The sequence below is a fragment of the Tateyamaria sp. Alg231-49 genome (assembly GCF_900143535.1).
In the GTDB taxonomy this organism is placed as follows: Bacteria; Pseudomonadota; Alphaproteobacteria; order Rhodobacterales; family Rhodobacteraceae; genus Tateyamaria.
This window is the reverse complement of the sequence record NZ_FRFA01000006.1, coordinates 32,817-59,024: the sequence shown is the minus strand read 5'-3', so window position 1 is coordinate 59,024 and position 26,208 is coordinate 32,817. Positions and strand designations below refer to the sequence as shown.

Sequence of the window (26,208 nt, the reverse complement as noted above, 5' to 3'; positions counted from 1 at the left end):
ACCTTAGGTTCTCAGGCGCATTCGCTGGGGTTGACATGATACCAAAAGGTTTCGCATTATCGTGATACCAAAAAGTATCACGTTGCGAGACCATGCCCGACCAAACCCAAAACGCCTTTCGCGCCCTTGCCGATCCGACCCGGCGGGACATCATGCGACTGCTCAGCGCCAACGCGCTGACCATCGCCGAAGTCTCTGCTCATTTCGACATGACACGCGCCGCCGTCAAAAAGCACCTGACCGTGCTCAATGATGGCGGCCTCATCACTGTCGAAGCCCGCGGTCGCGAACGGATCAATCAGATCAACCCCTTAGGCCTCGCGCCAGTGCTCTCATGGCTCGAATTCTTCGACCACTTCTGGGACGACCGCCTTGCCGACCTGAAAACTGCCATCGAAAAGGACATCCAATGACCGACACCACGCTGAACAAAACGATCTTTCTCAAAGCCCCACGCGAGTTGGTCTGGGACTATCTCACCCAACCCGAACATCTGGCCAAGTGGTTCCACGCCCCGAAAACGCCAATCGCTGCGGGTGAAAAGCTAGAGATGTTTGGCACGACCAGCGGCGATTTGTTGATCTGGGGCGACGTGATCAAGGCGCAAAAGCCCGACTATCTTGAATACACGTTCACAGTGGGCCCAATGGGCGATGCGGTCAGTACGGTTAAATGGGCGCTCAGCGATGTGCCCGGCGGCACTCAATTGTCGCTGACACATGAAGGCCTGCCCCAAGGTGCGGAGGCCTTCGGTCTCACGCTCGCTCTGGACAAAGGTTGGGACGACCACCTCATGCAAATGCGCGGCGCCCTACACGGTGATAACTAATGGACTACAGCGCAACCATATCGACCACTGCGTCGCCCGAAAGGGCGGCGCAGGCCATCACGAACGATCTGGAACAATGGTGGTCCACCCGGATTGAACGGCGCACAAACGGATTCACCACACGGTTCAACAACAGCCATGCGACATTTCACTTTGAACCTGGGGCTAGCCCATTGTCCTTTGAATGGAAATGTACCGACGCGCATATGATCATTGAGGATGTCGAGGACGCAGCCGAATGGGTGGGGACACGTCTCCTTTGGCAGATCACGCCAACCGAAACAGGGTGCAAAATCCAATTAACTCATGAAGGCCTCGGCCCCACCCTGCCCTGCTTTGACGTCTGCCAGCGCGGGTGGCAGCACTTCTTCGAAACCAGCCTGCGGGACCACCTGAACGCAAACACAGGTGCACCCAACACCACCTAGCGTTAAATGCGCCGGGCTCCTTCTCTGTTTCCAAAATCCTCTCTGAAGGGCCGGTCGGCCAAAGGCACAATTGCCACACTTGCCGCGCCGATACACACCGCCTATCTAGCGCAGTGACGGGTTCTGCCCTTCTCGTGACAGGTTGCATTCCGGTGGCCTTAAGCAATTCCGAGGGCGCTGGCTCTGTCCGGATCCTGGTCCGGTTACCTGGCACCCACCTGTACATACAGGTCCTCGGGAATGAGAGAACCAAACGGATGTGGTGGTTCCCGTCGCTCTTCACCTGCAATACCGGGTCGGTGGGAGGGCGCCTTTAGGCCCGCAGGGGCTAAACAGTGCCGCCCGGCGACACCATTCGATGCACCATGTCCCAGTATTGATCCTGCACAGCGCGCAAACTCAGACGGCCTTCGGCGCGGAACCACGTGGTCACACCCGTCAGCATGGCAATCACGGCCAAGGTGGCGACTTTGGTATCCTGAACTGAAAAAACGCCCTCTGCTGCTCCCGCGCGCAGTATGGTTTCAAGCGCAGTTTCATAGCGACGGCGCAGCCCCTCAATCACCGTGAAATTGTCAGGCGCGAGGTTGCGCAATTCCATGTAGGCGATGAAAACCGCATCGGGACGTTCATGATGAAAGGCGATGTGAAAGCGCACAAAGTTTTCCAACTGTTTTGCCGCCGAAGCATCGGACTCCTTTGGCAACGCCGCCAGCAACTCCTCCATATGGTTGCACATCAGATCAAATAACAGGCTCTGCTTGTCCGGTGTGTAGTTATATAGTGCACCAGCCTGCACACCGACCTCCGCCGCGATCTGGCGCATGGAAACCGCCGCAAACCCGTGCCGCGCAAACAAGGCCAAGGCAGCGGAGCGCACGCGCGGTCCTGTGATGCCAGAATGTGATCCAATGGTACGGGGCATGCGGTTGGGTTTAACTGAACAAGCGTTCAAAACCAAGTGGCGCTTGCGCAGGGCGGCCCCATCGTGCATCCTTTTTGAACCTGCAGCCTTTTGCGGACACCTGCCACGTGATACGCGCTACATCCCTTATACTGTGCCTGACGCTTGCCGCTTGCACGCAATTTCCCGAACTTGACGGCACTGTTGCGCCGGACCTCAGGGATGCCGATTTCCCGCAACTGGTCCCAATTGAACCGCTTTTAAATGCCAACGCCCCGGTTGTGGCAGATCCAATCCAGACCACGCAGGCACTAGACGGGCGCATTGCCGCACTCCGCGCACGCGCCGCCGCCTTGCAAGAGCGCGACGTTGTGGATGCGGAGACCGAACGTCAGCTAGAGGCGGCGCGCAACTGATTCTGCGCGTGCACGGCAATTGCACCCCATCCCGGAACCCGTTACATCGCGACCAAACGCCCGAAGACCGGTGCGCATGATGAAAAGGACACCCACATGAACGCACCCCTGCGCCTTGGCATCGCCGGATTGGGAACGGTTGGTATCGGTGTGGTCAAAATCGTGCGCCTGCACGCCGCTATGCTGGCTGTGCGGACGGGTCGTGACATTACAATAACCGCCGTCAGCGCGCGCAGCCGTGACAAGGATCGCGGCGTGTCTCTGTCGGCCTACGCATGGGAAGACGACCCCGTTGCGCTGGCCAAGCGGGACGATGTGGACATCTATGTCGAACTGATGGGCGGCACCGAAGGCCCGGCCAAAGCCTCGGTTGAGGCCGCTATCGCCGCCGGAAAAGACGTGGTCACCGCCAACAAAGCTATGCTTGCCATCCATGGCCAGTCACTGGCCGAAGCGGCAGAAGCTGCCGGAGTGTCGCTGCGCTATGAGGCAGCAGTCGCCGGGGGCATCCCTGTGATCAAGGCGCTGAGCGAAGGGCTTGCGGGCAATGACATCACCCGGATCGTCGGGGTTATGAACGGGTCCTGTAACTACATCCTGACCCGCATGGAAAACGCAGGCCTGAGCTATGATGAGGTCTTTGCCGAAGCCGACGCACTTGGGTATTTGGAAGCCGATCCGCAACTGGACGTGGGCGGCATCGACGCAGCGCACAAACTCGCTATTCTGTCCTCTATCGCATTCGGCACACAGGTCGACTTTGACGGGATCGAACTGGAAGGGATCGAACGTGTCAGTATCAATGACATCCGGCACGCCGATGACATGGGGTTCAAAATCAAGCTGCTGGGCGTTGCACAGCGCACCGGGCGCGGTCTTGAACAGCGAATGATGCCCTGCCTTGTGCCCGCATCCTCGCCTATGGGCCAATTGCAGGGTGGCACCAACATGGTGGCCATCGAAGGCGACGCGGTCGAACAAATCGTGTTGCGCGGGCCCGGCGCTGGCGAGGGGCCAACAGCCTCTGCGGTGATGGGCGACGTGTGCGACATAGCGCGCGGCACCCGCCTGCCCGTCTTTGGTCAGCCCGCCGCCATGCTTGAACATGCAGATCGCGCAAGTTCCGTCCTGCCTGCGCCGTACTATCTGCGGATGGCACTGGCCGACAAACCCGGGGCGCTTGCCAAAATCGCAACCGTGCTGGGCGATGCGGGTGTCAGTATTGACCGGATGCGCCAGTATGAACACAGCGATTCCTCGGCCCCCGTGCTGATCGTGACGCATAAAACCACGCGCGCCGACCTCGACAACGCGATTGGCGCGATGAAATCCATAGACGTATTGCTCTCTGACCCTGTGGTGCTGCGCATCGAAGCCGTCTGAGCACCCTGTTTGATCCCGAAAAGGACTATTGCCATGACCACCCCTTCCATCTTTCAGGACCGCATGCTCTCGCTTGGCCTGGCCCGTGTATCCGAGGCCGCCGCTTTGGCGTCTGCCCGTCTGGTTGGACATGGTGATGAAAAGGCCGCAGATCAGGCCGCAGTGAATGCCATGCGCGAGCAATTGAACATGCTCGACATTGCAGGCGTTGTGGTGATCGGTGAAGGCGAGCGGGACGAAGCGCCAATGCTGTTCATCGGCGAAGAGGTTGGCACAGGCAACGGCCCCGGAGTGGACATTGCACTGGACCCGCTTGAAGGGACCACACTGACCGCCAAAGATATGCCGAACGCCCTGACCGTGATCGCGATGGGACCCCGCGGTTCAATGCTGCATGCGCCAGACGTTTACATGGACAAGTTGGCAATTGGCCCCGGTTTTGAGGCAGACACTGTGACCCTTGATATGTCTCCGGCCGAGCGTGTAGCGGCGCTTGCAAAAGCCAAAGGGTGCGAAACGTCCGACATTACAGTCTGCATTCTGGAACGCCCCCGCCACGAGGCCATGATCCAAGCGGTGCGTGCCACAGGCGCGTCGATTCGCCTGATCACCGATGGTGATGTCGCCGGCGTCATGCATTGCGCGGACCCGTCCACAGGTATCGACATGTACATGGGCGAAGGCGGCGCACCCGAAGGCGTGCTGGCCGCCGCGGCCCTGAAATGCATGGGCGGTCAGATTTATGGCCAATTGCTGTTCCGCAACGACGACGAAAAAGGGCGCGCGGCCAAGGCAGGGATCACAGACCTGAACCGGATCTACAGCCGCGACGAAATGGTCACGCAGGATGTGATCTTTGCAGCGACCGGCGTCACCTCTGGGTCTTTGTTGGCCGCCGTTCACCGCGAACCCGGATGGCTCGAGTGCGAAACGCTTCTGATGCGCTCCAAAACCGGCTCGGTTCGGCGCATCAACTATCGCACGCCAGTTCACACGGTCTGAGCGGCCACAGGCGCCAAGCGACCGGCGTCTTTCACCTGATCTGAGGCGTGGGTTAGTTTTCGTGCCTCCGGCGGGAGATTTTTAGGCGAGATGAAGGAGGAGGCCGTGGCGTTTCTGGGTGTCGAGCAATCGTTGAGCGGGCGCACGTGGGTCGGACCTTCGGCCGATCTGGCCCGCACGGCAGAGGCATTGGCACAACAGACCGCCCTGCCCCCTCCCGTGTGCCAAATTCTCGCGCGCGCAGGTGTCGATGCAACCGGCGCGCAAGCCTACTTGTCCCCCACTTTGCGCGACTTGATGCCCGACCCGCGGTCATTGCGGGATATGGAGCAAGCAGCCACACGCGTTTTGCAGGCACTAAGCAAGCGTGAGCGGATCGCGATTTTCGCCGATTACGATGTGGATGGTGGCAGTTCAGCCGCCTTGCTTTTGACTTGGCTGCGCGGGCTCGGGCACACCGCGACGCTCTATGTCCCGGACAGAATTGATGAAGGCTATGGGCCCAATGACGCCGCCATGGCCGCCCTCGCCCGGGATCATGACCTGATCATCTGCGTGGATTGTGGCACGCTGTCCCACGGCCCCATAGAGGCGGCAAAAGGGGCGGATGTCGTGGTTCTCGATCACCACCTCGGCCTTGAAACGCTCCCCGCGGCCCACAGCGTCGTAAATCCCAACCGACAGGACGAAGACGGCACTCTGGCGCATCTGTGCGCCGCAGCCGTGGTGTTTCTGATGCTGGTCGAAACCGGTCGCCAGATGCGCGAAGCGGGCAAAAAAGGTCCGGACCTGATGGCTCTGCTCGACCTTGTGGCGCTGGCCACTGTCGCGGACGTCGCGCCGCTGGTGGGCGTCAATCGGGCCTTCGTGCGCCAAGGGCTGACTGTGATGGCGCGGCGCAGCCGTCAGGGCCTCGTGGCGCTTGCGGATGTTGCCGGCATGGATACAGCGCCCACGCCCTATCATCTCGGCTACCTTTTGGGCCCGCGCATCAACGCGGGTGGACGGATCGGTCAGGCCGATTTGGGCGCGCGCCTGCTGTCCACAGATGATCCGCACGAAGCCGCAGCTCTTGCCGAACGGCTCAACACACTCAACTCGGAACGGCGCGATATCGAGGCGTCGGTGCGCGCCGCTGCGCTCAGCCAAAGTGAGGAACGCGGGCAGGATGGCGCTCTGGCATGGGCGTCAGGCCCCGGATGGCACCCAGGCGTGGTCGGCATTGTGGCGTCGCGGTTGAAAGAGGCCACCAACCGCCCTTCAATCGTGATCGGGGTCGAAGACGGCATTGGCAAAGGATCGGGACGATCCGTGTCCGGCATTGATCTTGGCGCGCCAATCCAACGGCTGGCGGCCGAAGGACTATTGATCAAAGGTGGCGGGCACAAAATGGCTGCAGGCCTGACCGTCGCAGAAGACAAGATCGAAGCGGCCATGGCGCGTCTGTCTGAGCTACTGGCGCGGCAAGGGGCGGACGCCCTTGGACCTGCTGATCTACGCCTGAGCGGCGCATTGATGCCCGATGCGGCAACCGTGCAATTGCTGGAACAGATCGATTCTGCGGGACCCTTCGGGGCTGGCGCGCCAGCGCCACGCTATGCTTTTGCCGGCATGCAGATTTATTACGCCAAGCGGGTGGGCGAGTCGCACCTGAAACTCTCTTTCGGCGCGCGCGGAGGCGCTCGCATTGACGCAATCTCTTTTGGTGCTTTTGATGGTCCGCTTGGTCCAGCCTTGATGGATCATGGCGGGGCATCCTTTCACCTCGCAGGGCGCCTTGAAATCAATACATTTCGGGGACGGGCCAGCGTTCAGCTGCGGCTTGAGGATGCGGCACCCGCCTGAGCCACGAGAGGCCGACAATCTGGAACATATGCGATTTTTCCGCTTGCGCCCGATACCCCGATTGCCTAAAGACCCGAACACAGTTTGTGTCCCGTTCGTCTATCGGTTAGGACGCCAGGTTTTCAACCTGGAAAGAGGGGTTCGATTCCCCTACGGGATGCCATCTGCATCTTTCAACACACTGTAAAAATTGAACAAACCGATCCAACACGGATCGTCGTGCGTTCCTTTGTACAATTGAATTCGGCGGATCAGGTCAGTGCAGCGACTCGGCACCGGGGTGCCGCAATACTTGGCGGATCACGTGATGCACGGCTTATCTGCTAATCTGACGTTTTCAACCCGTCGATGTAACCCAAGACACGGTTTCGGTCTTCGTCGTTCATTTCTGTCAAACTGGCTTTGACGGCAATGCATCCGCATATGCTACCACTTTGTTTCGGTCAGCAGAGTTCACCCGCGCCCAAAGCGTGTCGATCATTTCATCAGTCATGTCAGCTCCTTTCGATGCGCAGCGACCCGGCACCGGGTGCTGCAATGCCTGACGATCGATCGTATCGGGCTGAAGCTGTCGCCACATTGGCCACATAGGACGTCTGTGCGGTTTTCGGCATTCCATGCCCCTCCAGATGAAGGGGACGCGGCGCGGCCCGAGGGCAGAGACATGGGTGTCCGACCTGAACCCGATCAAGCTGCTCAAGGGTGCAAACAGTAACGGCAGGGCCAGCATCACAGCGACAGAAAGTTCAACCATCATAAACTGGTTGAGCGTGCCGACCAGCAGCACAAGAGCCATGCCAACTGTCACTTTGAACAGGGACAAACTATCTTTGTGCGACGCCGTCGGGCGCCGCGGGATCATTTGAATTGGCGACCTTTTTCCGCAAGGAAGGCTCATAAAACGTTTGACGCCCCCGCCCTCTATCTTTGGAGGCGTAAAGCGCGACGTCAGCATCATCCATAATCTCCGCCACAGTTTTCGAGGACTCGGGATCGTAAATCGCCATTCCGATGCAGCCAGAAATCCGGCACATCTCGCCTTGATACATCATAGGGCGACACAACTGTTCAATGATGCGTTGGCCAATATTCTCCAACACGTCCTGTGAACTTGCATAGGGCAGAATAATCACAAACTCATCACCGCCAGTGCGTGCGACCGTATCGCAACCGCGTGTCTCCTCCACCATGATGCGGGCCACATTCTGCAGGACAAAGTCGCCTGCGGCGTGCCCAAGCGTGTCGTTGACGGCCTTGAACCAATCAAGGTCGACTTGCATCAGACCAAAGCGTGTGCCCCAGTCAACATGGCGTGCCAGAACATGATCCATCGCACGGCGATTTTTGAGGCCGGTGAGTGTATCGGTGAATGCCTGTTCTTCTGCGGAAATCATAGCACCCTGCAAACGCAGGTTCAGCTTACGGGAAGCATCCATCGCGGCGGACTTTGCCTCGACAAGATACAGCATCTCAATGGCCAGATCAGTGGCGGCAAAATCCGCGCTGGTCAGGGCAAAGTCGGCCACCGCGTCCACGATAGAAATTCCAAAAGACAGGTTCACGATGCTGTGCCCGGACAGCGGTGCAGGCATCAACACGCCTTTAATCTCGGTCTGGGGTGCCGCACGCAATTGAAGGTGCATCTTCGTCCCGGCATTGGCACGCAAGTCGCTGATTTTCTCTATGGAACGTGGACGCTTGAGATCAAAAACATCGAGGAACTGCTCTCCGACCAGCGTTGTCTCGGGGCGCAGTTTCTGCACAGTCGGACCCGCATGGGTAATCATGCCCGTGTCCGAAATCACCAAATGCATGGGGCAAAGAACATCCAGTATGCGCGTGAGTTGGTCAGGCGCCATCATATCGCACGCCCGCCCAATTCAAATGAACGCCCCTCGGCAAATTCGGTTTCAATCAATGTGATTGAAATCGTTTCGGTCCCGTTGTTTGATCCGGCATGTTCCAAAACGGCCAAGACGCCATAATCGTCCGCCATTGCGCGCAAAACACCCATAACGACGTGCCCATACCCCTCGATCGATTTGTCACACGCTAGTCTGAACTGCCCCGGGGCAAGGTCCCGCAACTCCAGCCCCGGAAGATTCAAATCTGAGACAGCCAACCGCGCACGGTCTGGCAGATCATCCAGCGAATGCAGGAATTCCACGAAATCTAGACCGCAAAATCGCAACAGCCGCCTCAATGCCTCAACATTGGGATGCGACACAAGATACGTCCCAATATCTTCCATGACCTCGTTGCGTTCACGGTTCAGGACATGGCTGACAGCATCCAGCAGTTTCGGTGTAACGTCGTCATCATAGGCCAGCATAGATTCGAACTCGACAAATCCGAGACCCGCGTTTACCGCAGCCTCTACCCATGTTTCAGAGCCATAGCTGTCTTCGACAAAGCACTGAATTGCCCTATTTATTAACCCATGCATAACGACTTAATCCCAAATCCGCGTCAGCGATTTTGGTTAACAGGACTAAACAATCCTCTAACAAATCGAGTTTTAGCTAGTTTCCCTTTCGGGCAGCAGGGCTTCTAAAAGTCTGTTGGTGCTCCGCCTTCGGATTTGCGCCGCGCCACGAAATCAGCCAATTCCTCGCGGATCGCCACGTCCATTGTCGGCGCTTCAAAGTTGGCGATGATATTTTTGAACATCGTGTGCGCCCGCTCTTGGGTCCACACCCCACCGGCTGCTTCCCAGCCTTCATAATTCTTCCAGTCGCTCAGGAAGGGTTGGTAAAAGGCCGTCGCATACCGATCCTGGGTGTGTTGGATGCCAAAGAAGTGCCCGTCATTGCCGACGGACTTGACCGCTTCAAGCGCAATCTCGTCAGGGCCGGTCGCTGTCAGAGAGGGATCGAGATAGCGTTGAATTTGCTGCAAAACTTCGCAATCCATGATAAATTTCTCCGGACTTGCGATCAGCCCGCCTTCCAGCCAGCCTGCGGCGTGATAAACCATATTGGTGCCCGACTGCACCGCCGCCCAAAGGCTGTTGGACGTCTCCCACATGGCCTGCCCGTCCGGCACATTCGCAGCACAGACACCCGATGAACGCATGGGCAACCCGTAAAACCGTGCCAACTGCCCTGTCATCTGCGTGGCGCGCATGTATTCAGGGGTGCCAAAGGCCGGAGCGCCGGACTTCATGTCGACATTGGACGTGAACGTCCCGATGGCGCAGGGCGTGCCGGGCCGGACGTATTGGAACAACGCGATCGCACACAATGCCTCGGCAATGGACTGCGCCACGGCCCCTGCCATGGTCACCGGCGCCATAGCGCCCGCCAGCGTAAAAGGCGTTACCACGACCGCCTGTCCCCGACGCACCAAACGCAGGCAGCCATCAATCATGGGATGGTCGTGTTTCAGCGGCGAGGTCGAGTTGATGTTTGTGTACATCCGCGGCGTCGCTTCAAATTCTTCATCCGAAAGGCCGCCGGCGATGCGCACCATCTCCATCACATCTTCGACCCGCTCCTTGCCAAGGGAATAGGCGTGCATGACCTTATCCGTCAGCGTCAGCTTGTCATAAACAACGTCCAGATGTCGGATAGAGGCATGTATGTCGACCGGCTCAACCGGATACCCACCAGCAAAGTGGATACAGTTGAAATACTGCGTGAGCTTGAGCAGGTTCGCACACATTTCGCGCGTGCCAGGCACCTTTGTGCCCAACTCCATATCCCAATAATTGGGCGGCGAGGACACGTTTCCAAAGGTGAGGTGACGTCCACCGATGGTGATCTTGCGATCCAGATTGCGCGGGGTCAGCGTGAATTCAGATGGGGCCTTGCCCACCATCTCCATAACAAATTCGCGGTCCATGCGGACGATATCGCCGTCAACCTTACATCCCGCCTCGCGCAGGATCTCCAATGCTTCATCGTTAAGAAATTGAATGCCAATTTCTTCCAGGATGCGCATCGCACCGTCATGGATCGCCTCAACGCCCTCAGGACGCAGTGGTTCCACCGGTGGGTCAATCATGACCGGAGGATTCCATGGCATCTGCTCGATCACTGCGCCACCACGCCGGGCCGCCGCCCCTGCCCGTCCGCCGCCACGAGTCTTACGTTTGGTGTCGGTCATGAAACGTCCCCTTCGATGCAGTTCGCCCCCTAAGACACATCACGGAACACGCGGCGACATTGCCGTTTGCGACGGTACGTGTCGTTTTTAAAGGCAGGGGTGTCTATCGCGGTGGGGCCGCATGCAATTGATCGAGCCAGTCAGGGATATAGCCAATATTCGGCAAAACGACTTCGGCATGCGGCGACAAGTCCTCGGCGCTGGCCATCCCTGTCAGCACCGCAACACAGCGCATACCCGCTGCACGACCAGCGTGCAGATCATGCAGGCTGTCGCCAACCATGATAACGCCTTCTGGTGACAGGCCAGTGACTGCACAAAAGGCCAACAGCTGACCCGGTGCCGGCTTACCGCCATGGCCGCTGTCAAACCCAGCAACAAAGTCGAAAAGACCGGTGACACCAGCCGCATCAAGATGGGACCGCGCAGGCGCTTCGGCGTCATTTGTGGCCACACCCAGGGCCAATCCACGCGCCTGCAAATCGTTCAGAAATGGCGCCAGCGGGACAGCTTCGGCCTGGGGTGCTGCTCCAGCTTCGGCGTTCAGCATGGTGAGCAATTGAACTGTGGTCAGGTCCGGCAATTGTGGCGACAGGGCCGCAGCAACTTCGCCAGCGGTGCCTGCGATCACAATGGAGTCTTGTGCAAAGCTGCGACTGTCCAGATCAAAACCGATGGCAACGCCCAAGGTGCTGGCACGGACCGCATCGCCTTCGCAAACGCGCAGCAGAAAGGCTGCCGCCCATGCCTCCCACGTGGTGGCAAAATCAAACAGGGTGCCATCCTTGTCAAAGATGATGCCGTTTACTGGGAGCGGGGAATCACTCACGTCCAATGCACCTGATCCCCTCCGGGCAGCATCATGCGCGCATGCATCGGTTGGTCATAGGCCAGACCGGCGGAATCACAGAACTCTCGGACCCAATTGTCGTCCATCATAACAAAATCCAAAAGCGCACCCAAAAAGCCAGGATCGGTGACCCCTGCGCGCACATCTGCCTCGCTTGCACCTGTCGCGCCAAGAAAAACAGGCAACAACTCTTCGTTGCCTGCCATCCAGGTCAGAGCTTTCAGCCCCACAACTTCGGCGGATTCTTGCGACATTCCCACGACGAATGAACCTTCTCTCGGCTTTCGAAACCCTTTGTTAACCTAAACGAACAAATAACGAATGCACAGAACCTGTAATGAAATGGACACGCCTCATGCACGGTAAGATCCTGGTCATCGATGCCATTGCAACCAACCGCATCATGTTGCGCGTCAAGTTAGAGGCGAGTCATTACGAAATGATGCAAGCCGACAGTATTCAGGCAGCCATGGCTGCGGTTACCGCATCGGTGCCTGACATGATCCTGTGTGCTGATATGTTGCCAGACGGAAATCCATTGCGCCTTCTTGCGCGGCTGCGCAAGGCGGGCCTGCTCGGCAAAATCCCAGTGATCGTTATGGCAGCGCCAGGGGCTCCGCTAGACCGACAGCGACTGTTTGGGGCGGGGGTCGAAGATGTTCTGGAGCGCCCGGTTGATGATGCCCTGCTGTTGGCGCGCGCACGCAGCGTACTGCGCGCCTATGCGTCGGCCAGCGAATGGACCCTCAGGGACGGCACGTCGCGCGCGCTGGGATTTGCTGAACCAAGCGCAGAGTTTGGCCCACGCCAGCACGTCTGTATCCTTGCAGAACCCACCGTCGACATCACCGATTTGCGCGACGCCATTGCCCCTTTGATGTCAGCACGCATCACGGCTCGTGCCCCATGCCAAGGCATTTACAGCGACGCGGACGGAGTGCCGGATGCATTTGTATTGCCCGTGGACCGCGACAATATGGCGGACATGCTGAGCCTGCTGGCAACGCTGCGCAGCCACGCAGTGACGCGCCACAGTGCTATCGTCATCCTCCAGATGGACACCGATCCTCGCCTTGGCGCTCAAATGCTCGACATGGGGGCAAACGACCTGATGGCCTTCGACAGGGCCCCTTCCGAACTCTCCTCGCGGTTAGAGACATTGATGACCCGCAAGCGGATGTCAGATGCGCTGCGCGACACGGTCCGTTCGGGGGTCGAAGCGGCTGTGATCGACCCGCTGACCGGTCTGCACAATCGCCGCTACGCCATGCCCCATCTGTCGCGGATGGCCGACCGGTCCGCGGAGTCCAAAAGACCGTTCGCAGTGATGGTTGCCGACATGGACCACTTCAAACAGATCAACGATACCTATGGGCATGCGGCAGGCGACGCTGTCCTGATCGAAACGGCACGGCGATTACGTGAAAACCTGCGCAGCGTTGACCTTGTGGCCCGGATCGGGGGCGAAGAGTTCCTGATCGTGATGCCGGGCGCGGGTCTGAGCAATGCGCGCAAGGCCGCCCAGCGTCTGTGCCGCATGATCCGCGACACGCCATTCGGAATGCCGGGCCTGGGTATGCAGGGCTTCACGGCAACCATTTCGATTGGTTTGACGGTTTGCGATCCGGATCTGAAAACCACGCATACACTGCCGATGACAGCCGAATCGCTGCTGGACCGGGCGGACAAGGCGCTTTACGGCGCCAAGGCTGAAGGACGGCATCGGGTCACCCTGCTGCGCCCGGCGGCATAAAGGCAGAATGCACCGACGCCTGGCAGGATTGCGCCAAACACCATTGAAATGGACGTGGCCAAGGGGTCGGTTCAGGCTTTAGTGGACGAGACTTCAGTTCTTGCCCTTCTTCGGGCGATCATTTCGGTTCAGTGCATCTTGAATCCGGTCAGTATAGGCTGCGCGCTCTTCATCGCTCAGACCAGAGACAGCCTCCAGCCACGCAGCTTGCGAGGCGGTCTGCACACGAGACACACCGTCGCCCTGACGGAGCAGCACCGCCTCAACGGCGGCGGCGTCAAACGGGGTCACCTTCAGGGCTTTTATCATATCCCGGTATTCTTCGCGGCGGGCGCGCCTGTCAGGCAGGCTGTCGTCATTACGCACAGCCTTAAACACATCGCGGCGCAGTTCGCGCGGCAAGGCCAGAACATACGGCATCGCATAGCCCAGCGCGGGTGCGCGCCCGGCCATCGGTCCGCCACGCAACACAAACCCGGCAACAAGGCCCGCAATACATAGGTTCAACCCCAATGACAGAGCCAGAACGAACTTGATCCACAGCGGGCAGCGTTTGGTTTCGGTCTCTTCTTGCATGATCAACCTTCTTCCATGTCCCAGCCAAAGGCATCGAGGCTGCCAGGGCTGTCGTAATAGGTTTCGTAGGTCATGGTCCAAGGGGTAGTGACCCCCACACTGTCAAGGCCGCCAAGGCCAACGACAAACCCGGTTGCAGCGGCCGTAACAAGACCACCTACTGCCACCCAGCCGCCAATCCCGTCCACGACCTGGCGCCACCAGGGCGCAGGGATCACGCGCCCACCGGGCGCGGGCAACATCCCATAAGCATCCTCCATGACACACGTCATCAGGTCATCCGGGGTCTCCGGCACGGGCATACAGGCCAGATCATCCAGCATCCCATCGATCCAAGCGTCGTCACCGTTGCGATTTGGGGTGTTGGTCATGTCCTTCATCCTTCTTCATATCCAAGGGCAGCAGCCTGACCTTTGAGTGCCGCCGCAAGGGCGCGCTTGCCACGGGCCGTCAGACTTTCGACCGCTTCCGTGCCGATGCCAAGGGCTTCTGCGATCTCGGGGTTCGCAGCCCCTTCAAAATGGCGCATCGTGACCGCAATCCGCTGGCGTTCCGGCAAGGCAGCAAGGGCAAGGCGTAATGCATCCCGGCGCGCATCATCTTGCATCTGTGATTCCACGGACGGGGTCGGGTCTTCGGGCTCGGCCACAGCGTCCAGTGGCATTGCAGCGCGAGCACGCTTGCGCAGGCGATCGGTGCACAAGTTGGCAACCACGCGGAACAACCACGTGGTAACCTTTGCCTCGCCGTGGCGCCACTCCGGGGCCACGCGCCACAGGCGCATCATCGCCTCTTGGGCAACATCTTCGGCCTCGCCCGTATCGCCCAGCATCCGCACCGCCTGCCCATAGGCGCGCGGGGTCAGGCGCACCGTCAACAAACGGGCCGCACCGGCATCCCCACGTGCATAAGCCGCAAGCAGGTCGGCGTCATCCATATGCGGATCGGTATCAAGGGGCATGGCCATCGGGTCCGGGCTATCTCTGCCCCGCCCCTTTATGCAAGGGGCGGGATCGGGTCTGGCTCAGTTTTTGTTGCGCTTTTTGCCACCGCGACGCTCTTGCATCTTGGCACGGGCTTCCTGAAACTCTTCCTCGGAAATGCCGCCACTGCCGTCTGCGTCGAGCCGTTCAAACATGCGGGACGGGTCGCGGCGCGGGTTCTTCAACTCTTCTGCAGACAATTTACCATCATCATTGGCGTCCATCCGCTCCATCGTGCGAGCAGCGCGTTCGCTTGCGCGTGCCTGAGTTGCGGCTTCCAACTCAGGCAGGCTCAGGAAACCATCACCATCCGTGTCGGTTGTTTCAAACCGCGCCTCACCGCCAGCCTGCAATTCGGACAAAGTCACCTCCCCGTTGCCATCGGCATCCAGAGTGGCAAAGTCGGGGCCGCGTTCGCGGGCCATGGCGGACAGCGTGGTCAAACCTACAGCAGCAGCTGCGATGGCGGCGATAAATGTTGTACGTTTCATGTGTTTCTTACTCCGTTATTACTTCATGACGGGTTGGCTTTTCCAACCGCGCCATACCCATCAAACGGACGCTTTCGAACATTCCGTCGAAAAAATTTTGGCACACGAAAGCGCGACATCGGGACGCAAGGACAGTTTGAGCCATTCCATATTGCACCGCTTGTCTCCACATTAACCGGGCAGTGACGAAGGAACAGTTTCGTGCACACAGATTCCACATCAGACGATACTGACAACGACGCATCTCAACGCGCCGTGCGCCCGGCCCTTTTTCGTGGCTGGCGACGCAAATGCCCGCGCTGCGGTCAAGGGCCCCTTCTCAAGGGGTATCTGGCTGTGGCTGACACCTGCCCTGTGTGCAAGCTCGACTATTCGCACCACCGCGCGGATGACGGACCGGCCTACCTCACGATCCTGCTGGTCGGGCACCTGATGGCGCCGCTGCTGCACTTTGCTTTTGTCAAATGGCGGCCGGAGCCGTTGGTGTTGTTTACGATATTCGCCGTGGGCTGCGTGGCGCTGTCGCTGTATCTGCTGCCGCGGCTCAAAGGGGCGATCGTAGGTTTTCAGTGGGCGCGCGGCATGGGCGGGTTTGCTCAAAACGGCTGATCAGCCTAGGCTGCCCGGACGTGACATTGCAAATGACAGGACGCCGCGCCGCATGGCCACAGAGATAGACAAGACGCAAGTGCGCGACGCCGCGACCGTGATCGTGTTGCGTGATCGGAGAACGTCGCCGCGCATTCTGATGGGACAGCGCGGGGCGAAGGCTGCGTTTATGCCCAATAAGTTCGTTTTTCCCGGCGGAGCAGTGGACGCCGCTGACCACCATGTTCCACTGGCCACGACACTCGCCGCCCCCAACACGGACCGTCTGTCCGAGGACAGTACACCAGGTCTTGCCCCTGCTCTGGCAGTTGCCGCAATCCGTGAACTGTTTGAAGAAACCGGGCAGATCCTTGGCACACCCGGCGAGTGGGACGCTCCCCCAACCGACTGGCATGGATTTGCAGCCACAGGTCACCTGCCTCATGCTGAACCATTACAGTTCGTATTCCGCGCCCTAACACCACCCGGACGCCCGCGCCGGTTCGATGCTCGGTTTTTCCTGATTGATGCAGACGATCTGGCCTCTGAACTCGACGACTTTGGCCAAGCCTCGGATGAGCTATCCCACCTCCAATGGGTTGGTCTGGATGAAGTACGTAGTTTCGACATGCCCTTTATCACCGAAGTGGTGCTGAGCGAAATTGCGGCCCGGGTACAGGATCGAACTCCGCCCGCCAGCGTGCCCTATTTCCGAAATGACGACGAGGAAAGCCTGTTCCTGCGCCTGCGCGGCACCCCGATGCGGGACTAGGATCAGATCACAACAATCAACATCAGGATCGATCCCAGCAAAACCGCCATCCCGGCCCACTCGCGGGCACTGATAGCCTCACGAAAGACCAGCGTGGAGGCCAGCGCGCTCAGGATCAACTCCACCTGCCCCACCGCATTCACATAGGCCGCGTTCTGCAAGGTGAAGGCGGTGAACCAGCAAAAAGATCCAAACATCGACATCAGGCCGACCCAAACTGCAACGCGGCGCGCGCCCCAAACGGCAGTCACCTGCCCAGGATCGCGCCATCGCAGCCAAATCACCATGGCAACCAGCTGCATCGCCGTCACCGCAGACAAGGTCAAACCCGCACGGGCCAGCGGGTCCTCCAACCCAAGGCTGAGGGACGCACCGCGATAACAGACGCCTGAGACGGCAAACAGCAGCCCCGCGCCAAGGCCCAGAGCCACAGACCGATTGGCCAGATCGCGCAAACGCACACGCACAAGGTCCGGCGGAGCGGACAAAAGTAAAACGCCAACCAGCCCGAGCCCGATGGCCGCAAACCCCAAAACAGAAACGGAGTCGCCCAAAACGACCCAGCCCACCAGTACGGCCTGCATCACTTCGGTCTTTTTAAACGTGATCCCGACAGCGAAATTACGTGCCTGAAACAGACGCACGGTAGCGACGGTCGCAAGGATTTGCGCAAGCCCCCCGCTGGCCCCATACGCCCAGAATTCCGACCCGAACCGGGGCCAGTCCTGCCCAGTTTGCGCCATGTAGATCACGATAAGCACCGCAACCAGCGGGGCAGAATACATGAACCGGGCCAGCGTCGCCCCGCCCGCACTCAGCGTGCCCAGCGACAACTGGCGTTGCAGCATGAACCGCAGCGTCTGAAACAACGCCGCTGCGACGGTGATGGGAATCCAAAGGGTCATACCCCGCTATGGGGGATCAGCGCCGCCGCGACCAGAGCGGATGGGCCACTTTGTCCTTTGCAGCAAACAAGTGGCGCGCAAAAACCTCGCCATAAGACCGGTAACAATACCCCTCATTGCGGACCAGATAGCGCGAGGCATTTGCGCGATACATGCCCAGCAGGCGATACCAAGGCACCTTTGGGTGCATGTGGTGCACAACGTGCAAATTGTTGTTTAAAAACAGAAACGCCAGCAGCCCACGATCTTCCACGATGACAGTTCGGGCCCGCGCCAGCTTGTGGGCCTGATGCTCAAGAAAGGTGCGGATCTTGAGGATCGACAAAGCGGCATAACAAGCCAAAAGATACGCGCCCAGCGACATAGGCGAGCCCCAGACCACAGCCAGAACAAGCGCAACGCCCGGCAGGTGCAAAAGCCAACCCATGGCTACTTGCCACTCCCCAGCCCGGATGGCGCGCCAATCGTCGCGCATGAACACATATTGCGAGATCACAGGCCCGATCAGCATCCGCCCGATAAGCGTGTTGTTGACGTGGAAAAGCATCTGGATCGCACGAGGCAACTCGTCCCAGACAGCCGGGTCCATATAGTTGGTCTCCGGATCGTCATAGGGGTCCGTCAGGTTTTCATCCCTGTGATGCGCAAGGTGGGTGTCGCGAAACCTGATGTAAGGAATGAAGAGCAAAGGCGTGACAATCACCAACGCTTCATTGGCCAATCGGGACGAAAACGGGTGACCATGCAGCACCTCGTGGCTGAGAGAGGCATGCAACACGAGGGCCAGCGCCACCATCACAACCGCAAGCGCTAGTGACCAGTCCGAAACGAAAAACACAGCCGCGCCCAACACCCCCATACATCCCGACCACAGTGCCAAAGTGCCCCATTCCACTGCCTCAAGAAATTCAGAACGCAGCGGTCGGGCGGTGGATGTGGGGGGCATGATGACGGGGGTCCTTTCAAAGGTCTACTATGGACCCTAGCCACCCGTTCGCTGCGGGCACATTCTGAATATCGTTAACAAACCCGACATTCTGTGATTTATATCACCAAATGAGTAATATTATTGACAAACGCGACCGTGCGGACCGGTTCCGCCGCAGGCTTGCCCGCGCCATGCAAAGCACAGGGATCAGCCAAAGCGCGCTGGCCCGCCAAATCGGCGCCGACCGCTCCACCGTATCTCAGGCGCTGGCAAGCGGAGGTGCGCGCCTGCCCGGGGCACAAGTTGTCGGGGCATGCGCCCAAGCACTCGGCGTCTCGACTGACTGGCTGCTGGGGCTTTCGGATCGGCCCGAAAGTGCCGCGGCCCTGACCGCAGCGGCCCTCACCCTGACCCAAGCCCCCCGCGCACTGGTAGACGAGCGCATCTTCGGCTGGCATCAGGAGGCGGCGGGCTACAAAATCCGCCACGTGCCTGCAGGCCTGCCCGACATGCTGAAATCACAGGACATGCTGGAATGGGAGTATTCGCCGCATCTCGGAAAGACCACGGCGCAGGCTATCAACGCCTCCCGTGACCGGCTGAACTGGATGCGTGCTGCGCAATCGGACTACGAAATCGCCATGCCGCTCTACGAGGTACAAAGCTTTGCGGCCGGCACCGGATATTACGAAGGGCTACCCGCCCAAACGCGCGAGGCGCAACTCAATCACCTCACCGACCTGACCCGGCAACTCTACCCCCGACTGCGGGTCTATCTGTTCGATGCCCGTCGCCTCTATTCCGCCCCGATCACCGTCTTTGGTCCCCTGCTCGCCGTGCTCTACACTGGCGGACACTACATGGCCTTTCGCGACCGCGAACGGATCGAAACACTGTCACTACATTTTGACGAACTGGTGCGCGAAGCGCGGGTAAGCGCACGCAATATCCCCGACCATCTGGACGGTTTGCGCAGCCTGATAAAGTGACATCACACAGGGGTCGGTGGGTGCCGGACTCCGCGCCCACGCAAGCGTGGACACTCTGTCCGGTCACGCGCACGCCTAGCGGACGCTGAGGCGCATTTGCCAAAGCCAAACAGAGCATCCACCAAGCCAAAACACCTGCTCACACTTTCGGATCAGGGTTCTCCGTATGCCCGTCCACGGCAATCACCTGCCCGGATACCATACGCGCCGCATCCGAGGCCAAAAACACAACCATCTGGGCGATATCCTCAGCCTCAACAAAAGAACGCATGGAGGTTCCAGCGGCATATCCGTCATAGACCTGATCACGGGTCATTCCCTTGGCCGCCGCCTCGCGGGCCAATACCCCTTCCATGCGCGGCCCCTCAACAGCGCCGGGACAAATCGCATTTGCGCGCACACCAAACGGGCCTGCTTCCATGGCAACTGTCTTCATCAATCCAATGATGGCCCACTTGGCCGCACTGTAGGGCGCGCGGTTTGGATAGCCAAATTGCCCGGCAGTGGATGAGGTAAAGACGACTGCCCCTTGCCCCGCCGCTTTCATAGGGCCCAGCGCGTGCTTGGCTGCCAGAAACGCACCCTCAAGGTTGACGGAAACGCACCCGCGCCAATCGGCAAGGTCCACATCCTCGACCTTGGCCGTTGGCCCCGCGATGCCAGCATTTGCACATAGAACGTCCAACGCGCCCACTTCGCCCATAACCTCGACCAACCGGGGCTCATCCACCGCATCGCAGTGACGCCCGGTGATGCCCTTCGGCAAAGCCTCCAGCGCCACGGCGTCCACATCCGTCACCCACACCTCATCACCACGATCGGCAAAGGCGCGCGCCATGGCCAGACCGATGCCCGAAGCTCCGGCAGTGATCAGCACCCGGCTCATGGACGTTGCCCAACAGCGCGCCCCGCGCCCTCTGGCGTGGACAAGTCGGCGTGGGCCGCAGCAATGCGGTCAAGGGCGACGACAATGGCAAGTGACGGCTCGGACGGACGGCGGGTCTCAAGGCTCACATGCAGCAGGAAATGCTCGCCCGTGGCCAGCAAACGATCTCCTTCAAACATCTCGTGAAACAGGTGCAGCTTCTTTCCCGCACCGGCCAATACTTGCGTGCGCACTTCGATGGTGGCACCCGCCAAAGCCTCGTCCACATGGCGAATATGCGTCTCGGCGGTAAAGTAGCTGCCCCCGGTCGCGATGTATTCTGCATCACATCCAATCAGGGCCATGAACCGGTCCGTCGCATCCCCAAAGGCCTGCAAATAGCGGGCCTCGTTCATGTGGCCATTGTAGTCCGTCCAATCGAGTGGCACCGCGCGGCGCACTGTCAGGATCGGGGCCGATACGTCTTCGAGATCGTCCGCATGCGCACCCAATACGGTGCCTTCACGCAATGCGGCCTCGTGGGCGTTCATCACTGCACCGGCGCCCCAGTTGTTGGCCTTGAGCGCGCGCATCATGCCAACCAGATTGTCGTCACGCGCAGCCAGCATTTGGGAAATGCTCATATGACCGGACTGTGCATCGGATTGACCTGCGATCAAATCAACCAGTTCATCCGTGAACTCAGGCACATCCATGAGCTTGGTCCACGGCCATTTCAGCGCCGGGCCAAACTGGGCCATGAAGTGACGCATCCCTGCCTCACCGCCTGCAGTGCGGTAGGTGTCAAACAAACCCATCTGCGCCCAGCGAATGCCAAAGCCCATGCGGATCGCTTCATCGATCTCTTCAGTCGTGGCAACACCGTCTTTTACCAACCAAAGGGCCTCGCGCCATACGGCCTCAAGAAAACGGTCGGCGATATGTGCGTCAATTTCCTTGCGCACCCGCAACGGAAAGTGGCCCAGAGTGCGCAAAATCCCTTCGGCCTTTTCGACAAGTGCGAGGTCAGTCTGGGGCGACGGTACAACTTCGATCAGCGGCATCAGGTAAACCGGGTTGAACGGATGGCAGACCATGATCTGACCAGGACGGGCTGCGCCTTGCTGCAACTCGGAGGGTTTAAAACCACTGGTGGACGACCCGATGATTGCATCCGGAGGGCAATGCGCTTGCACCGAAGCCAAAACGGCATGTTTGATCTCAAGACGCTCGGGCACGCTCTCTTGAATCCAGTCAACGCCGGATACAGCCTCGGCCATATCATTGTGAAATGTCAAAACCCCCTCTGGCGGTAGGGCCACATCCGTGAGGCTGGGCAATGCCCGGCGCGCCTGCGCCAAGACAGGGGCAAGTTTCGCATCTGCCTCTGGGTCGGGATCAAACACCCGCACATTCCACCCATTAAGCAAGAACCGGGCAGCCCAACCGCCCCCGATCACACCGCCGCCGATGATTGTTGCCGTTGTCATGGCATCCCTTTCCAGTCTTTCGTTCTGTATCCGTTGAAATCCAGCACCTGACGGGCCGCCGCAACCTGATCGGCGCGCACACGTCCGGGACGCGTCGCGACAAAGCCGAACTGCCCGTCCGGATCGCCGATGGCTGCTGTTTGATGATCGGGGTCAATCCAAACGATCCAGAGGGTACGCGAGGCACCGTTTGCATAGCCGATCTTGAAAATACCCGGTGCCAGTTGTGTGATGGCCCCGGCAGACGTATCGCGCCATTCGGTGCTGGCACTGGCGACCTCAAAGCTGCGCAAATCCCACGCGCCACCAGCCGTGTCGACCACCTCCCAGCGCCCGTCAAAAAGGGCCGGGTCAAAGCGAGTGATTGCACCGATCGGCACGGTGGGATTGCGCAACAGCGATGGGTCAGAGCCAAAAAGCGCCGCATCGCTGCACGCAACCAGTGTTAGCGACAGGATGGCATATGCACCAAATCGGTGCACAGTCTGTGCACAGGTTTTGCACGCCCTGTGCATCGCCTTCCTCACCCCTTGGGCGCCCGTTTCACCAACCCAAGCTTTTCGCGCACTTCTTGCGGGCCAATTACCCGCGCCCCCATGTTTTCGATGATGGTGCCCGCACGTTCAACAAGTTGCCAGTTCTGTGCCAATTCGCCTTTGCCCAGCCAAAGGTTGTCTTCCAACCCGACGCGGACGTTGCCACCCGCGAGCACTGCAGCCGCAACATAGGCCATCTGATTGCGCCCCAAACCAAAGGCCGAGAATGTCCAATCGTCAGGCACATTGTTAACCATCGCCATAAAGGTATTGAGGTCATCGGGCGCGCCCCACGGCACACCCATGCACAATTGCACCAGCGCCGGAGAGTCCAACACACCGTCACTAACCAGTTGTTTTGCATACCACAAATGACCCGTATCAAAGGCCTCAATCTCGGGCTTGACCCCGAGATCTGTCATCATGGACCCCATCGCCGTCAGCATGCCCGGCGTGTTGGTCATCACATAATCAGCCTCAGCGAAATTCATTGTTCCGCAGTCAAGGGTGCAAATCTCGGGCAGGCATTCAGCCACGTGCTGCACCCGCTCGGCAGCACCAATCATGTCCGTGCCTTCAACCGGGGGCATCGGTTTTTCCGTGGGGCCGAATACCATATCCCCCCCCATACCAGCCGTCAGGTTAAGAACCATGTCGACTTCGGATTCCCGAATACGTTCAGTGACTTCGCGGTAATACCCCAAATCACGGCTCGGCTTGCCCGTCTCTGGATCGCGCACGTGGCAGTGGACAACCGCTGCCCCCGCTTTGGCCGCTGCAATCGCGCTTTCGGCGATCTGCGCCGGGCTCCGCGGGACATGGGGACTGCGATCCTGCGTACCGCCAGAGCCGGTTACGGCACAGGTAATAAACACCTCACGGTTCATAGATAGGGGCATGGGTGGCATCCTTTCTCGTGTTTTGAACACTTTCGCGATCACACGAGGATACGCCACCTCAAAAGCGTCTTTCGACAGAGAAAAAACGATGTTTCAAGGATCGCCGCCCCCCTTCAAGAGCCGTCCCACCTCAAAGACTTTATCTCGCCGAAAATGCTCCGCCCAAACGGGCAGAGAAAACGCTCAATACGGCATCGGATGGGCGCGTTGGGCAGCCGTGATTTCGGCCAACACCTCATCACTCAAAGTCACATCGGCGGCTCCAAGGGCAACCTCAAGCTGATCCATGTCCGTTGCGCCGAAAATGACCGAGCACATGAAGGGACGCGTCATACACCATGCCAAGGCCATTTGGGACGGATCAAGCCCGTGGCGCGCTGCGATATCCAGATAGGCGTCAACAGCTGCAAAGACTCGGTCCGTCTTGCGCCCACCCATATCGCTGTTCAGCGACATACGAGAGCCGTCCGGCACCGCACCCCCTTGATATTTGCCAGTCAAAAGGCCCGCCGCGAGCGGAGAAAACGCAAGCAAACCAACATCTTCATGCACACTCATCTCGGCCATGTCGGTGTCATAGAGGCGGCACAGCAGGGAATACTCGTTCTGCATTGACGCGACACGTGGCCCGCCTGTCCGCTCTGACGCGGCAAGCCACTGGCACGTGCCCCACGCACTTTCGTTGGACAAGCCAAAGGCGCGGATCGTACCCCGGTCCACCTCAGCCTGAAGCGCGCCCAGGCAGTCTTCCATGTCCTGGCGTACCGCGACGGGGTCGGGTCCAGTCGGGTCATAATCCCAATTCTTGCGGAACATGTAGCTGCCGCGATTGGGCCAGTGAAACTGGTAAAGGTCGATATAGTCGGTCTGCAACCGACGCAGCGATCCCTCCACCGTTTCCCGAATCGTCTTGGACGAGATCGGCGCGCCGTCACGCACGTGGCGCATCCCTTCGCCCGAATGCTTGGTCGCAACGATCCAATCATTGCGAGCACCGCCACGTTCGAACCAAAGGCCAATGATCTGTTCGGTCCGTCCAATGGTTTCGGCGCTGATCGGGTTGACGGGATACATTTCGGCTGTGTCGAGAAAGTTGATGTCCGCCTCAAGCGCACGTTCGATCTGTGCGTGCGCCTCGTCCACAGTGTTCTGGGTTCCCCAGGTCATCGTCCCAAGGCACAGCGCAGAAACCTCAATATTGGTCCGTCCGAGTTTACGTCGTTCCATGCCTTGTCCTTTCACGTCGTTGGCTGGGGTGACCCTAACCGGCACACCGTTACGGGCAAGCGAATTTTCAATGGGGTAAGTGGCATTTGAACATTGAGAACATAAAGTGAACATGTATGATGGATTTATGCCAGTCTCCCACCCCCTCTTACAGCGCGGCCCTGCGCGCGATACGCCCTCCATGGCGCTGCTGCCGCAGAGTGAACACCACGGGCTGGGCCATGGATTGGCACTGGGGCGCGTGCATGAGGGGTGCGGACCAGCACGCCACCGTCTGGCGCTTTGGCTTGCGACGCAGGCCACGGGGCCGGTGATCTGGATTGCCCCTGATTGGGGCGCAGACCGGCTAAACCCCTGCGGGATGATGCCGTTTATCGACCCTGCCCGCCTCACATTTGTACATCCCAAACGGGCCGAGGATGTGTTGTGGAGCATGGAGGAAGTGCTGCGCACAGGTGCGGTGGCTCTTGCTGTGGCCGACCTGCCCGGCCTACCGGGCCTGACAGCGGTGCGGCGGATGCATCTGGCGGCAGAAACCGGGGGCAAGATGCGGGGGCGCGCGCCCTTGGGCCTGCTGTTGACGCCGGGCATGGGCGGCGCGCAAGGGGTGGAAAGCCGCTGGCATCTGGCCCCGGATCACAAGGCGTCAGCGGGGGCCTGGACGCTCAGGCGGTTGCGGGCACGCACCGCACCCGAAGCCGCCTGGCATGTCGCCAGAGAAAAAGGCACCGCCCTCCCGCGCATCACAAATGCAATAAAAGCCGCGTGAGGGATGTATAGAATGCAACGCTGAGGTGTTAGCCCTGCATCAATCCCTCCAAAGGAGACGACCCATGCACCGCCGACACATCCTCGCCCTTGGGCTTGCCGCCATCGCCGCCCCCACTTGGGCCGCGCCTACGCCCTACCGCCTAAACGGCGCAGCCTCGACAATCACCTACACATTCACACTAGAAGGCACGCCCCTAAAAGGCACGGTACCCATCGACCGCGCCGAACTGCAGATTGACCCCACCAACCTCGAGGCCTCGACCGCCGACGTCACAGCAGACGTGCGGCGCGCAAAGACCGGTCTCATCTTTGCCACCGAAGCCTTGAAATCCCGCAGTGTACTGGCGGCAGACGACTTTCCCCTTGCTCGGTTCCAGTCGACCAAAGTCACCCTTGGCGCACGTGGGCGCATCTCGGAAGGGGCAACGATTGAAGGCATGCTGACCCTGCGCGGCGTGACCAAACCGGTTCGGTTTGATGCCCAACTGTTTCGCGCCCCCGGCAGCGCCGCTGATGACCTAAGTGCTTTGCGGGTCATCCTGAAAGGCAGCATAAATCGAGCGGATTTTGACGCAGTTGGGTACGCTGATCTGGTTGATGACACCGTCGCCATCGAAATCGACGCAAATATCGAAGCAACAGGATAAACCGCCCCATTTTGTCGGAAATGG

The 26,208-nt window shown here is 59.5% G+C and carries 30 protein-coding genes, 1 tRNA gene and 1 pseudogene; 14 read left to right on the top strand and 18 right to left on the bottom strand.

All coding sequences use genetic code 11. From position 1 onward, the window contains the following. Nucleotides 1-92 precede the first annotated feature (92 nt). From DHN60_RS10935 to DHN60_RS10925, 3 genes are read left to right on the top strand one after another with little or no spacing between them, the layout of a single operon-like run. Nucleotides 93-413: a helix-turn-helix transcriptional regulator gene (locus tag DHN60_RS10935; RefSeq protein ID WP_108837348.1), complete on the top strand. Its 321-nt coding sequence runs from the start codon at nucleotides 93-95 to the stop codon at nucleotides 411-413. Beyond that, nucleotides 410-829, top strand: a complete 420-nt coding sequence (locus DHN60_RS10930; RefSeq protein ID WP_108837347.1) for an SRPBCC domain-containing protein — start codon at nucleotides 410-412, stop codon at nucleotides 827-829. The genes DHN60_RS10935 and DHN60_RS10930 overlap by 4 nt, the downstream gene beginning before the upstream one ends. Beyond that, the gene (locus DHN60_RS10925) at nucleotides 829-1,257 is read left to right on the top strand and encodes a hypothetical protein (RefSeq protein WP_108837346.1); all 429 of its coding nucleotides are present in this window, start codon (nucleotides 829-831) and stop codon (nucleotides 1,255-1,257) included. The genes DHN60_RS10930 and DHN60_RS10925 overlap by 1 nt, the downstream gene beginning before the upstream one ends. A 328-nt stretch (nucleotides 1,258-1,585) precedes the next feature. Here the strand turns inward: DHN60_RS10925 and DHN60_RS10920 are convergent, their stop codons facing one another. Continuing rightward, on the bottom strand, nucleotides 1,586-2,182 hold the full coding sequence (locus DHN60_RS10920; protein WP_108837534.1) for a TetR/AcrR family transcriptional regulator: 597 nt from the start codon (nucleotides 2,180-2,182) through the stop codon (nucleotides 1,586-1,588). Between the two features lie 107 nt (nucleotides 2,183-2,289). On the opposite strand from DHN60_RS10920, the gene DHN60_RS10915 reads away from it, so the two are divergent. From DHN60_RS10915 to DHN60_RS10895, 5 genes are all read left to right on the top strand, one after another. Then, nucleotides 2,290-2,577 (top strand): hypothetical protein, encoded by a 288-nt coding sequence (locus tag DHN60_RS10915; protein ID WP_108837533.1) that lies wholly within the window; start codon nucleotides 2,290-2,292, stop codon nucleotides 2,575-2,577. 96 nt (nucleotides 2,578-2,673) lie between these two features. Continuing rightward, nucleotides 2,674-3,960 carry a homoserine dehydrogenase gene (locus DHN60_RS10910; RefSeq protein WP_108837345.1) on the top strand — a complete coding sequence of 429 codons (1,287 nt, stop codon included), beginning with the start codon at nucleotides 2,674-2,676 and terminating at the stop codon, nucleotides 3,958-3,960. A gap of 33 nt (nucleotides 3,961-3,993) precedes the next feature. After that, nucleotides 3,994-4,962 (top strand): class II fructose-bisphosphatase, encoded by a 969-nt coding sequence (glpX, locus tag DHN60_RS10905; protein ID WP_108837344.1) that lies wholly within the window; start codon nucleotides 3,994-3,996, stop codon nucleotides 4,960-4,962. Between the two features lie 105 nt (nucleotides 4,963-5,067). After that, a complete protein-coding gene (gene recJ, locus DHN60_RS10900; protein ID WP_108837532.1) occupies nucleotides 5,068-6,807 on the top strand; it encodes a single-stranded-DNA-specific exonuclease RecJ in 1,740 nt (579 codons plus the stop codon). Nucleotides 6,808-6,895: 88 nt separating this feature from the next. After that, nucleotides 6,896-6,970, top strand: a tRNA-Glu gene (locus DHN60_RS10895). A gap of 456 nt (nucleotides 6,971-7,426) precedes the next feature. On the opposite strand, the pseudogene DHN60_RS22655 reads toward DHN60_RS10895, so the two are convergent. The 6 genes and pseudogenes from DHN60_RS22655 to DHN60_RS10865 form a co-directional block, all read right to left on the bottom strand. After that, a pseudogene (locus DHN60_RS22655) lies at nucleotides 7,427-7,630 on the bottom strand (PucC family protein); the annotation flags it as partial. A gap of 1 nt (nucleotide 7,631) precedes the next feature. Next, complete coding sequence (locus DHN60_RS10885) at nucleotides 7,632-8,669, bottom strand: GGDEF domain-containing protein (protein ID WP_108837342.1); 1,038 nt, start codon at nucleotides 8,667-8,669, stop codon at nucleotides 7,632-7,634. Beyond that, the gene (locus DHN60_RS10880) at nucleotides 8,666-9,253 is read right to left on the bottom strand and encodes a heme NO-binding domain-containing protein (RefSeq protein WP_108837341.1); all 588 of its coding nucleotides are present in this window, start codon (nucleotides 9,251-9,253) and stop codon (nucleotides 8,666-8,668) included. Before DHN60_RS10880 ends, DHN60_RS10885 begins: the two co-directional genes overlap by 4 nt. Nucleotides 9,254-9,357: 104 nt before the next feature. Beyond that, the gene (locus DHN60_RS10875; protein ID WP_108837340.1) at nucleotides 9,358-10,914 is read right to left on the bottom strand and encodes a trimethylamine methyltransferase family protein; all 1,557 of its coding nucleotides are present in this window, start codon (nucleotides 10,912-10,914) and stop codon (nucleotides 9,358-9,360) included. A 103-nt stretch (nucleotides 10,915-11,017) separates the two neighbouring features. Continuing rightward, nucleotides 11,018-11,749: an HAD family hydrolase gene (locus DHN60_RS10870; protein WP_199913659.1), complete on the bottom strand. Its 732-nt coding sequence runs from the start codon at nucleotides 11,747-11,749 to the stop codon at nucleotides 11,018-11,020. Then, on the bottom strand, nucleotides 11,740-12,024 hold the full coding sequence (locus DHN60_RS10865) for a DUF3572 domain-containing protein (protein ID WP_108837339.1): 285 nt from the start codon (nucleotides 12,022-12,024) through the stop codon (nucleotides 11,740-11,742). The genes DHN60_RS10870 and DHN60_RS10865 overlap by 10 nt, the downstream gene beginning before the upstream one ends. Before the next feature lie 95 nt (nucleotides 12,025-12,119). Here DHN60_RS10865 and DHN60_RS10860 point away from each other — a divergent pair, with 95 nt between their 5' ends. Then, on the top strand, nucleotides 12,120-13,517 hold the full coding sequence (locus tag DHN60_RS10860) for a diguanylate cyclase (protein WP_159089181.1): 1,398 nt from the start codon (nucleotides 12,120-12,122) through the stop codon (nucleotides 13,515-13,517). Between the two features lie 93 nt (nucleotides 13,518-13,610). Here the strand turns inward: DHN60_RS10860 and DHN60_RS10855 are convergent, their stop codons facing one another. The 4 genes from DHN60_RS10855 to DHN60_RS10840 are packed head-to-tail and all read right to left on the bottom strand — an operon-like array spanning nucleotide 13,611 to nucleotide 15,567. Further along, the gene (locus DHN60_RS10855; RefSeq protein WP_108837337.1) at nucleotides 13,611-14,093 is read right to left on the bottom strand and encodes a periplasmic heavy metal sensor; all 483 of its coding nucleotides are present in this window, start codon (nucleotides 14,091-14,093) and stop codon (nucleotides 13,611-13,613) included. Nucleotides 14,094-14,095: 2 nt separating this feature from the next. Then, a complete protein-coding gene (locus tag DHN60_RS10850; RefSeq protein WP_159089180.1) occupies nucleotides 14,096-14,464 on the bottom strand; it encodes a hypothetical protein in 369 nt (122 codons plus the stop codon). 5 nt (nucleotides 14,465-14,469) lie between these two features. Further along, nucleotides 14,470-15,060, bottom strand: coding sequence for an RNA polymerase sigma factor (locus tag DHN60_RS10845; protein WP_108837335.1), 591 nt, complete (start codon nucleotides 15,058-15,060; stop codon nucleotides 14,470-14,472). A 57-nt stretch (nucleotides 15,061-15,117) separates the two neighbouring features. After that, on the bottom strand, nucleotides 15,118-15,567 hold the full coding sequence (locus DHN60_RS10840) for an EF-hand domain-containing protein (RefSeq protein ID WP_108837334.1): 450 nt from the start codon (nucleotides 15,565-15,567) through the stop codon (nucleotides 15,118-15,120). Nucleotides 15,568-15,768: 201 nt separating this feature from the next. On the opposite strand from DHN60_RS10840, the gene DHN60_RS10835 reads away from it, so the two are divergent. Next, nucleotides 15,769-16,176: a DUF983 domain-containing protein gene (locus DHN60_RS10835; RefSeq protein WP_108837333.1), complete on the top strand. Its 408-nt coding sequence runs from the start codon at nucleotides 15,769-15,771 to the stop codon at nucleotides 16,174-16,176. Nucleotides 16,177-16,228: 52 nt separating this feature from the next. After that, entirely contained in the window at nucleotides 16,229-16,927 is a 699-nt protein-coding gene (locus DHN60_RS10830) for an NUDIX hydrolase (protein ID WP_108837332.1), read from the top strand. 2 nt (nucleotides 16,928-16,929) lie between these two features. Here DHN60_RS10830 and DHN60_RS10825 read toward each other — a convergent pair whose 3' ends face one another. Both DHN60_RS10825 and DHN60_RS10820 read right to left on the bottom strand, forming a co-directional pair. Next, on the bottom strand, nucleotides 16,930-17,832 hold the full coding sequence (locus DHN60_RS10825; RefSeq protein ID WP_108837331.1) for an EamA family transporter: 903 nt from the start codon (nucleotides 17,830-17,832) through the stop codon (nucleotides 16,930-16,932). A gap of 16 nt (nucleotides 17,833-17,848) precedes the next feature. Next, nucleotides 17,849-18,778, bottom strand: coding sequence for a fatty acid desaturase (locus tag DHN60_RS10820; RefSeq protein ID WP_108837330.1), 930 nt, complete (start codon nucleotides 18,776-18,778; stop codon nucleotides 17,849-17,851). A gap of 110 nt (nucleotides 18,779-18,888) precedes the next feature. Between DHN60_RS10820 and DHN60_RS10815 the strand changes: the two genes are divergently transcribed. Next, nucleotides 18,889-19,749 carry a helix-turn-helix domain-containing protein gene (locus DHN60_RS10815; RefSeq protein WP_108837329.1) on the top strand — a complete coding sequence of 287 codons (861 nt, stop codon included), beginning with the start codon at nucleotides 18,889-18,891 and terminating at the stop codon, nucleotides 19,747-19,749. A gap of 139 nt (nucleotides 19,750-19,888) precedes the next feature. On the opposite strand, the gene DHN60_RS10810 is transcribed toward DHN60_RS10815, so the two are convergent. The 5 genes from DHN60_RS10810 to DHN60_RS10790 form a co-directional block, all read right to left on the bottom strand. Further along, on the bottom strand, nucleotides 19,889-20,635 hold the full coding sequence (locus DHN60_RS10810; protein ID WP_108837328.1) for an SDR family oxidoreductase: 747 nt from the start codon (nucleotides 20,633-20,635) through the stop codon (nucleotides 19,889-19,891). Continuing rightward, nucleotides 20,632-22,104, bottom strand: coding sequence for a carnitine 3-dehydrogenase (locus DHN60_RS10805; RefSeq protein WP_108837327.1), 1,473 nt, complete (start codon nucleotides 22,102-22,104; stop codon nucleotides 20,632-20,634). Before DHN60_RS10805 ends, DHN60_RS10810 begins: the two co-directional genes overlap by 4 nt. After that, the gene (locus tag DHN60_RS10800) at nucleotides 22,101-22,586 is read right to left on the bottom strand and encodes a lipocalin family protein (protein ID WP_234423606.1); all 486 of its coding nucleotides are present in this window, start codon (nucleotides 22,584-22,586) and stop codon (nucleotides 22,101-22,103) included. Before DHN60_RS10800 ends, DHN60_RS10805 begins: the two co-directional genes overlap by 4 nt. Before the next feature lie 41 nt (nucleotides 22,587-22,627). After that, nucleotides 22,628-23,539, bottom strand: coding sequence for a 3-keto-5-aminohexanoate cleavage protein (locus tag DHN60_RS10795; RefSeq protein ID WP_108837530.1), 912 nt, complete (start codon nucleotides 23,537-23,539; stop codon nucleotides 22,628-22,630). A 183-nt stretch (nucleotides 23,540-23,722) separates the two neighbouring features. Next, nucleotides 23,723-24,766, bottom strand: coding sequence for an aldo/keto reductase (locus tag DHN60_RS10790; protein ID WP_108837325.1), 1,044 nt, complete (start codon nucleotides 24,764-24,766; stop codon nucleotides 23,723-23,725). 127 nt (nucleotides 24,767-24,893) lie between these two features. Between DHN60_RS10790 and DHN60_RS10785 the strand changes: the two genes are divergently transcribed. Both DHN60_RS10785 and DHN60_RS10780 read left to right on the top strand, forming a co-directional pair. Then, on the top strand, nucleotides 24,894-25,535 hold the full coding sequence (locus DHN60_RS10785) for an ImuA family protein (RefSeq protein WP_108837529.1): 642 nt from the start codon (nucleotides 24,894-24,896) through the stop codon (nucleotides 25,533-25,535). Between the two features lie 64 nt (nucleotides 25,536-25,599). Beyond that, nucleotides 25,600-26,184 carry a YceI family protein gene (locus tag DHN60_RS10780; RefSeq protein WP_108837324.1) on the top strand — a complete coding sequence of 195 codons (585 nt, stop codon included), beginning with the start codon at nucleotides 25,600-25,602 and terminating at the stop codon, nucleotides 26,182-26,184. Nucleotides 26,185-26,208 lie beyond the last annotated feature (24 nt).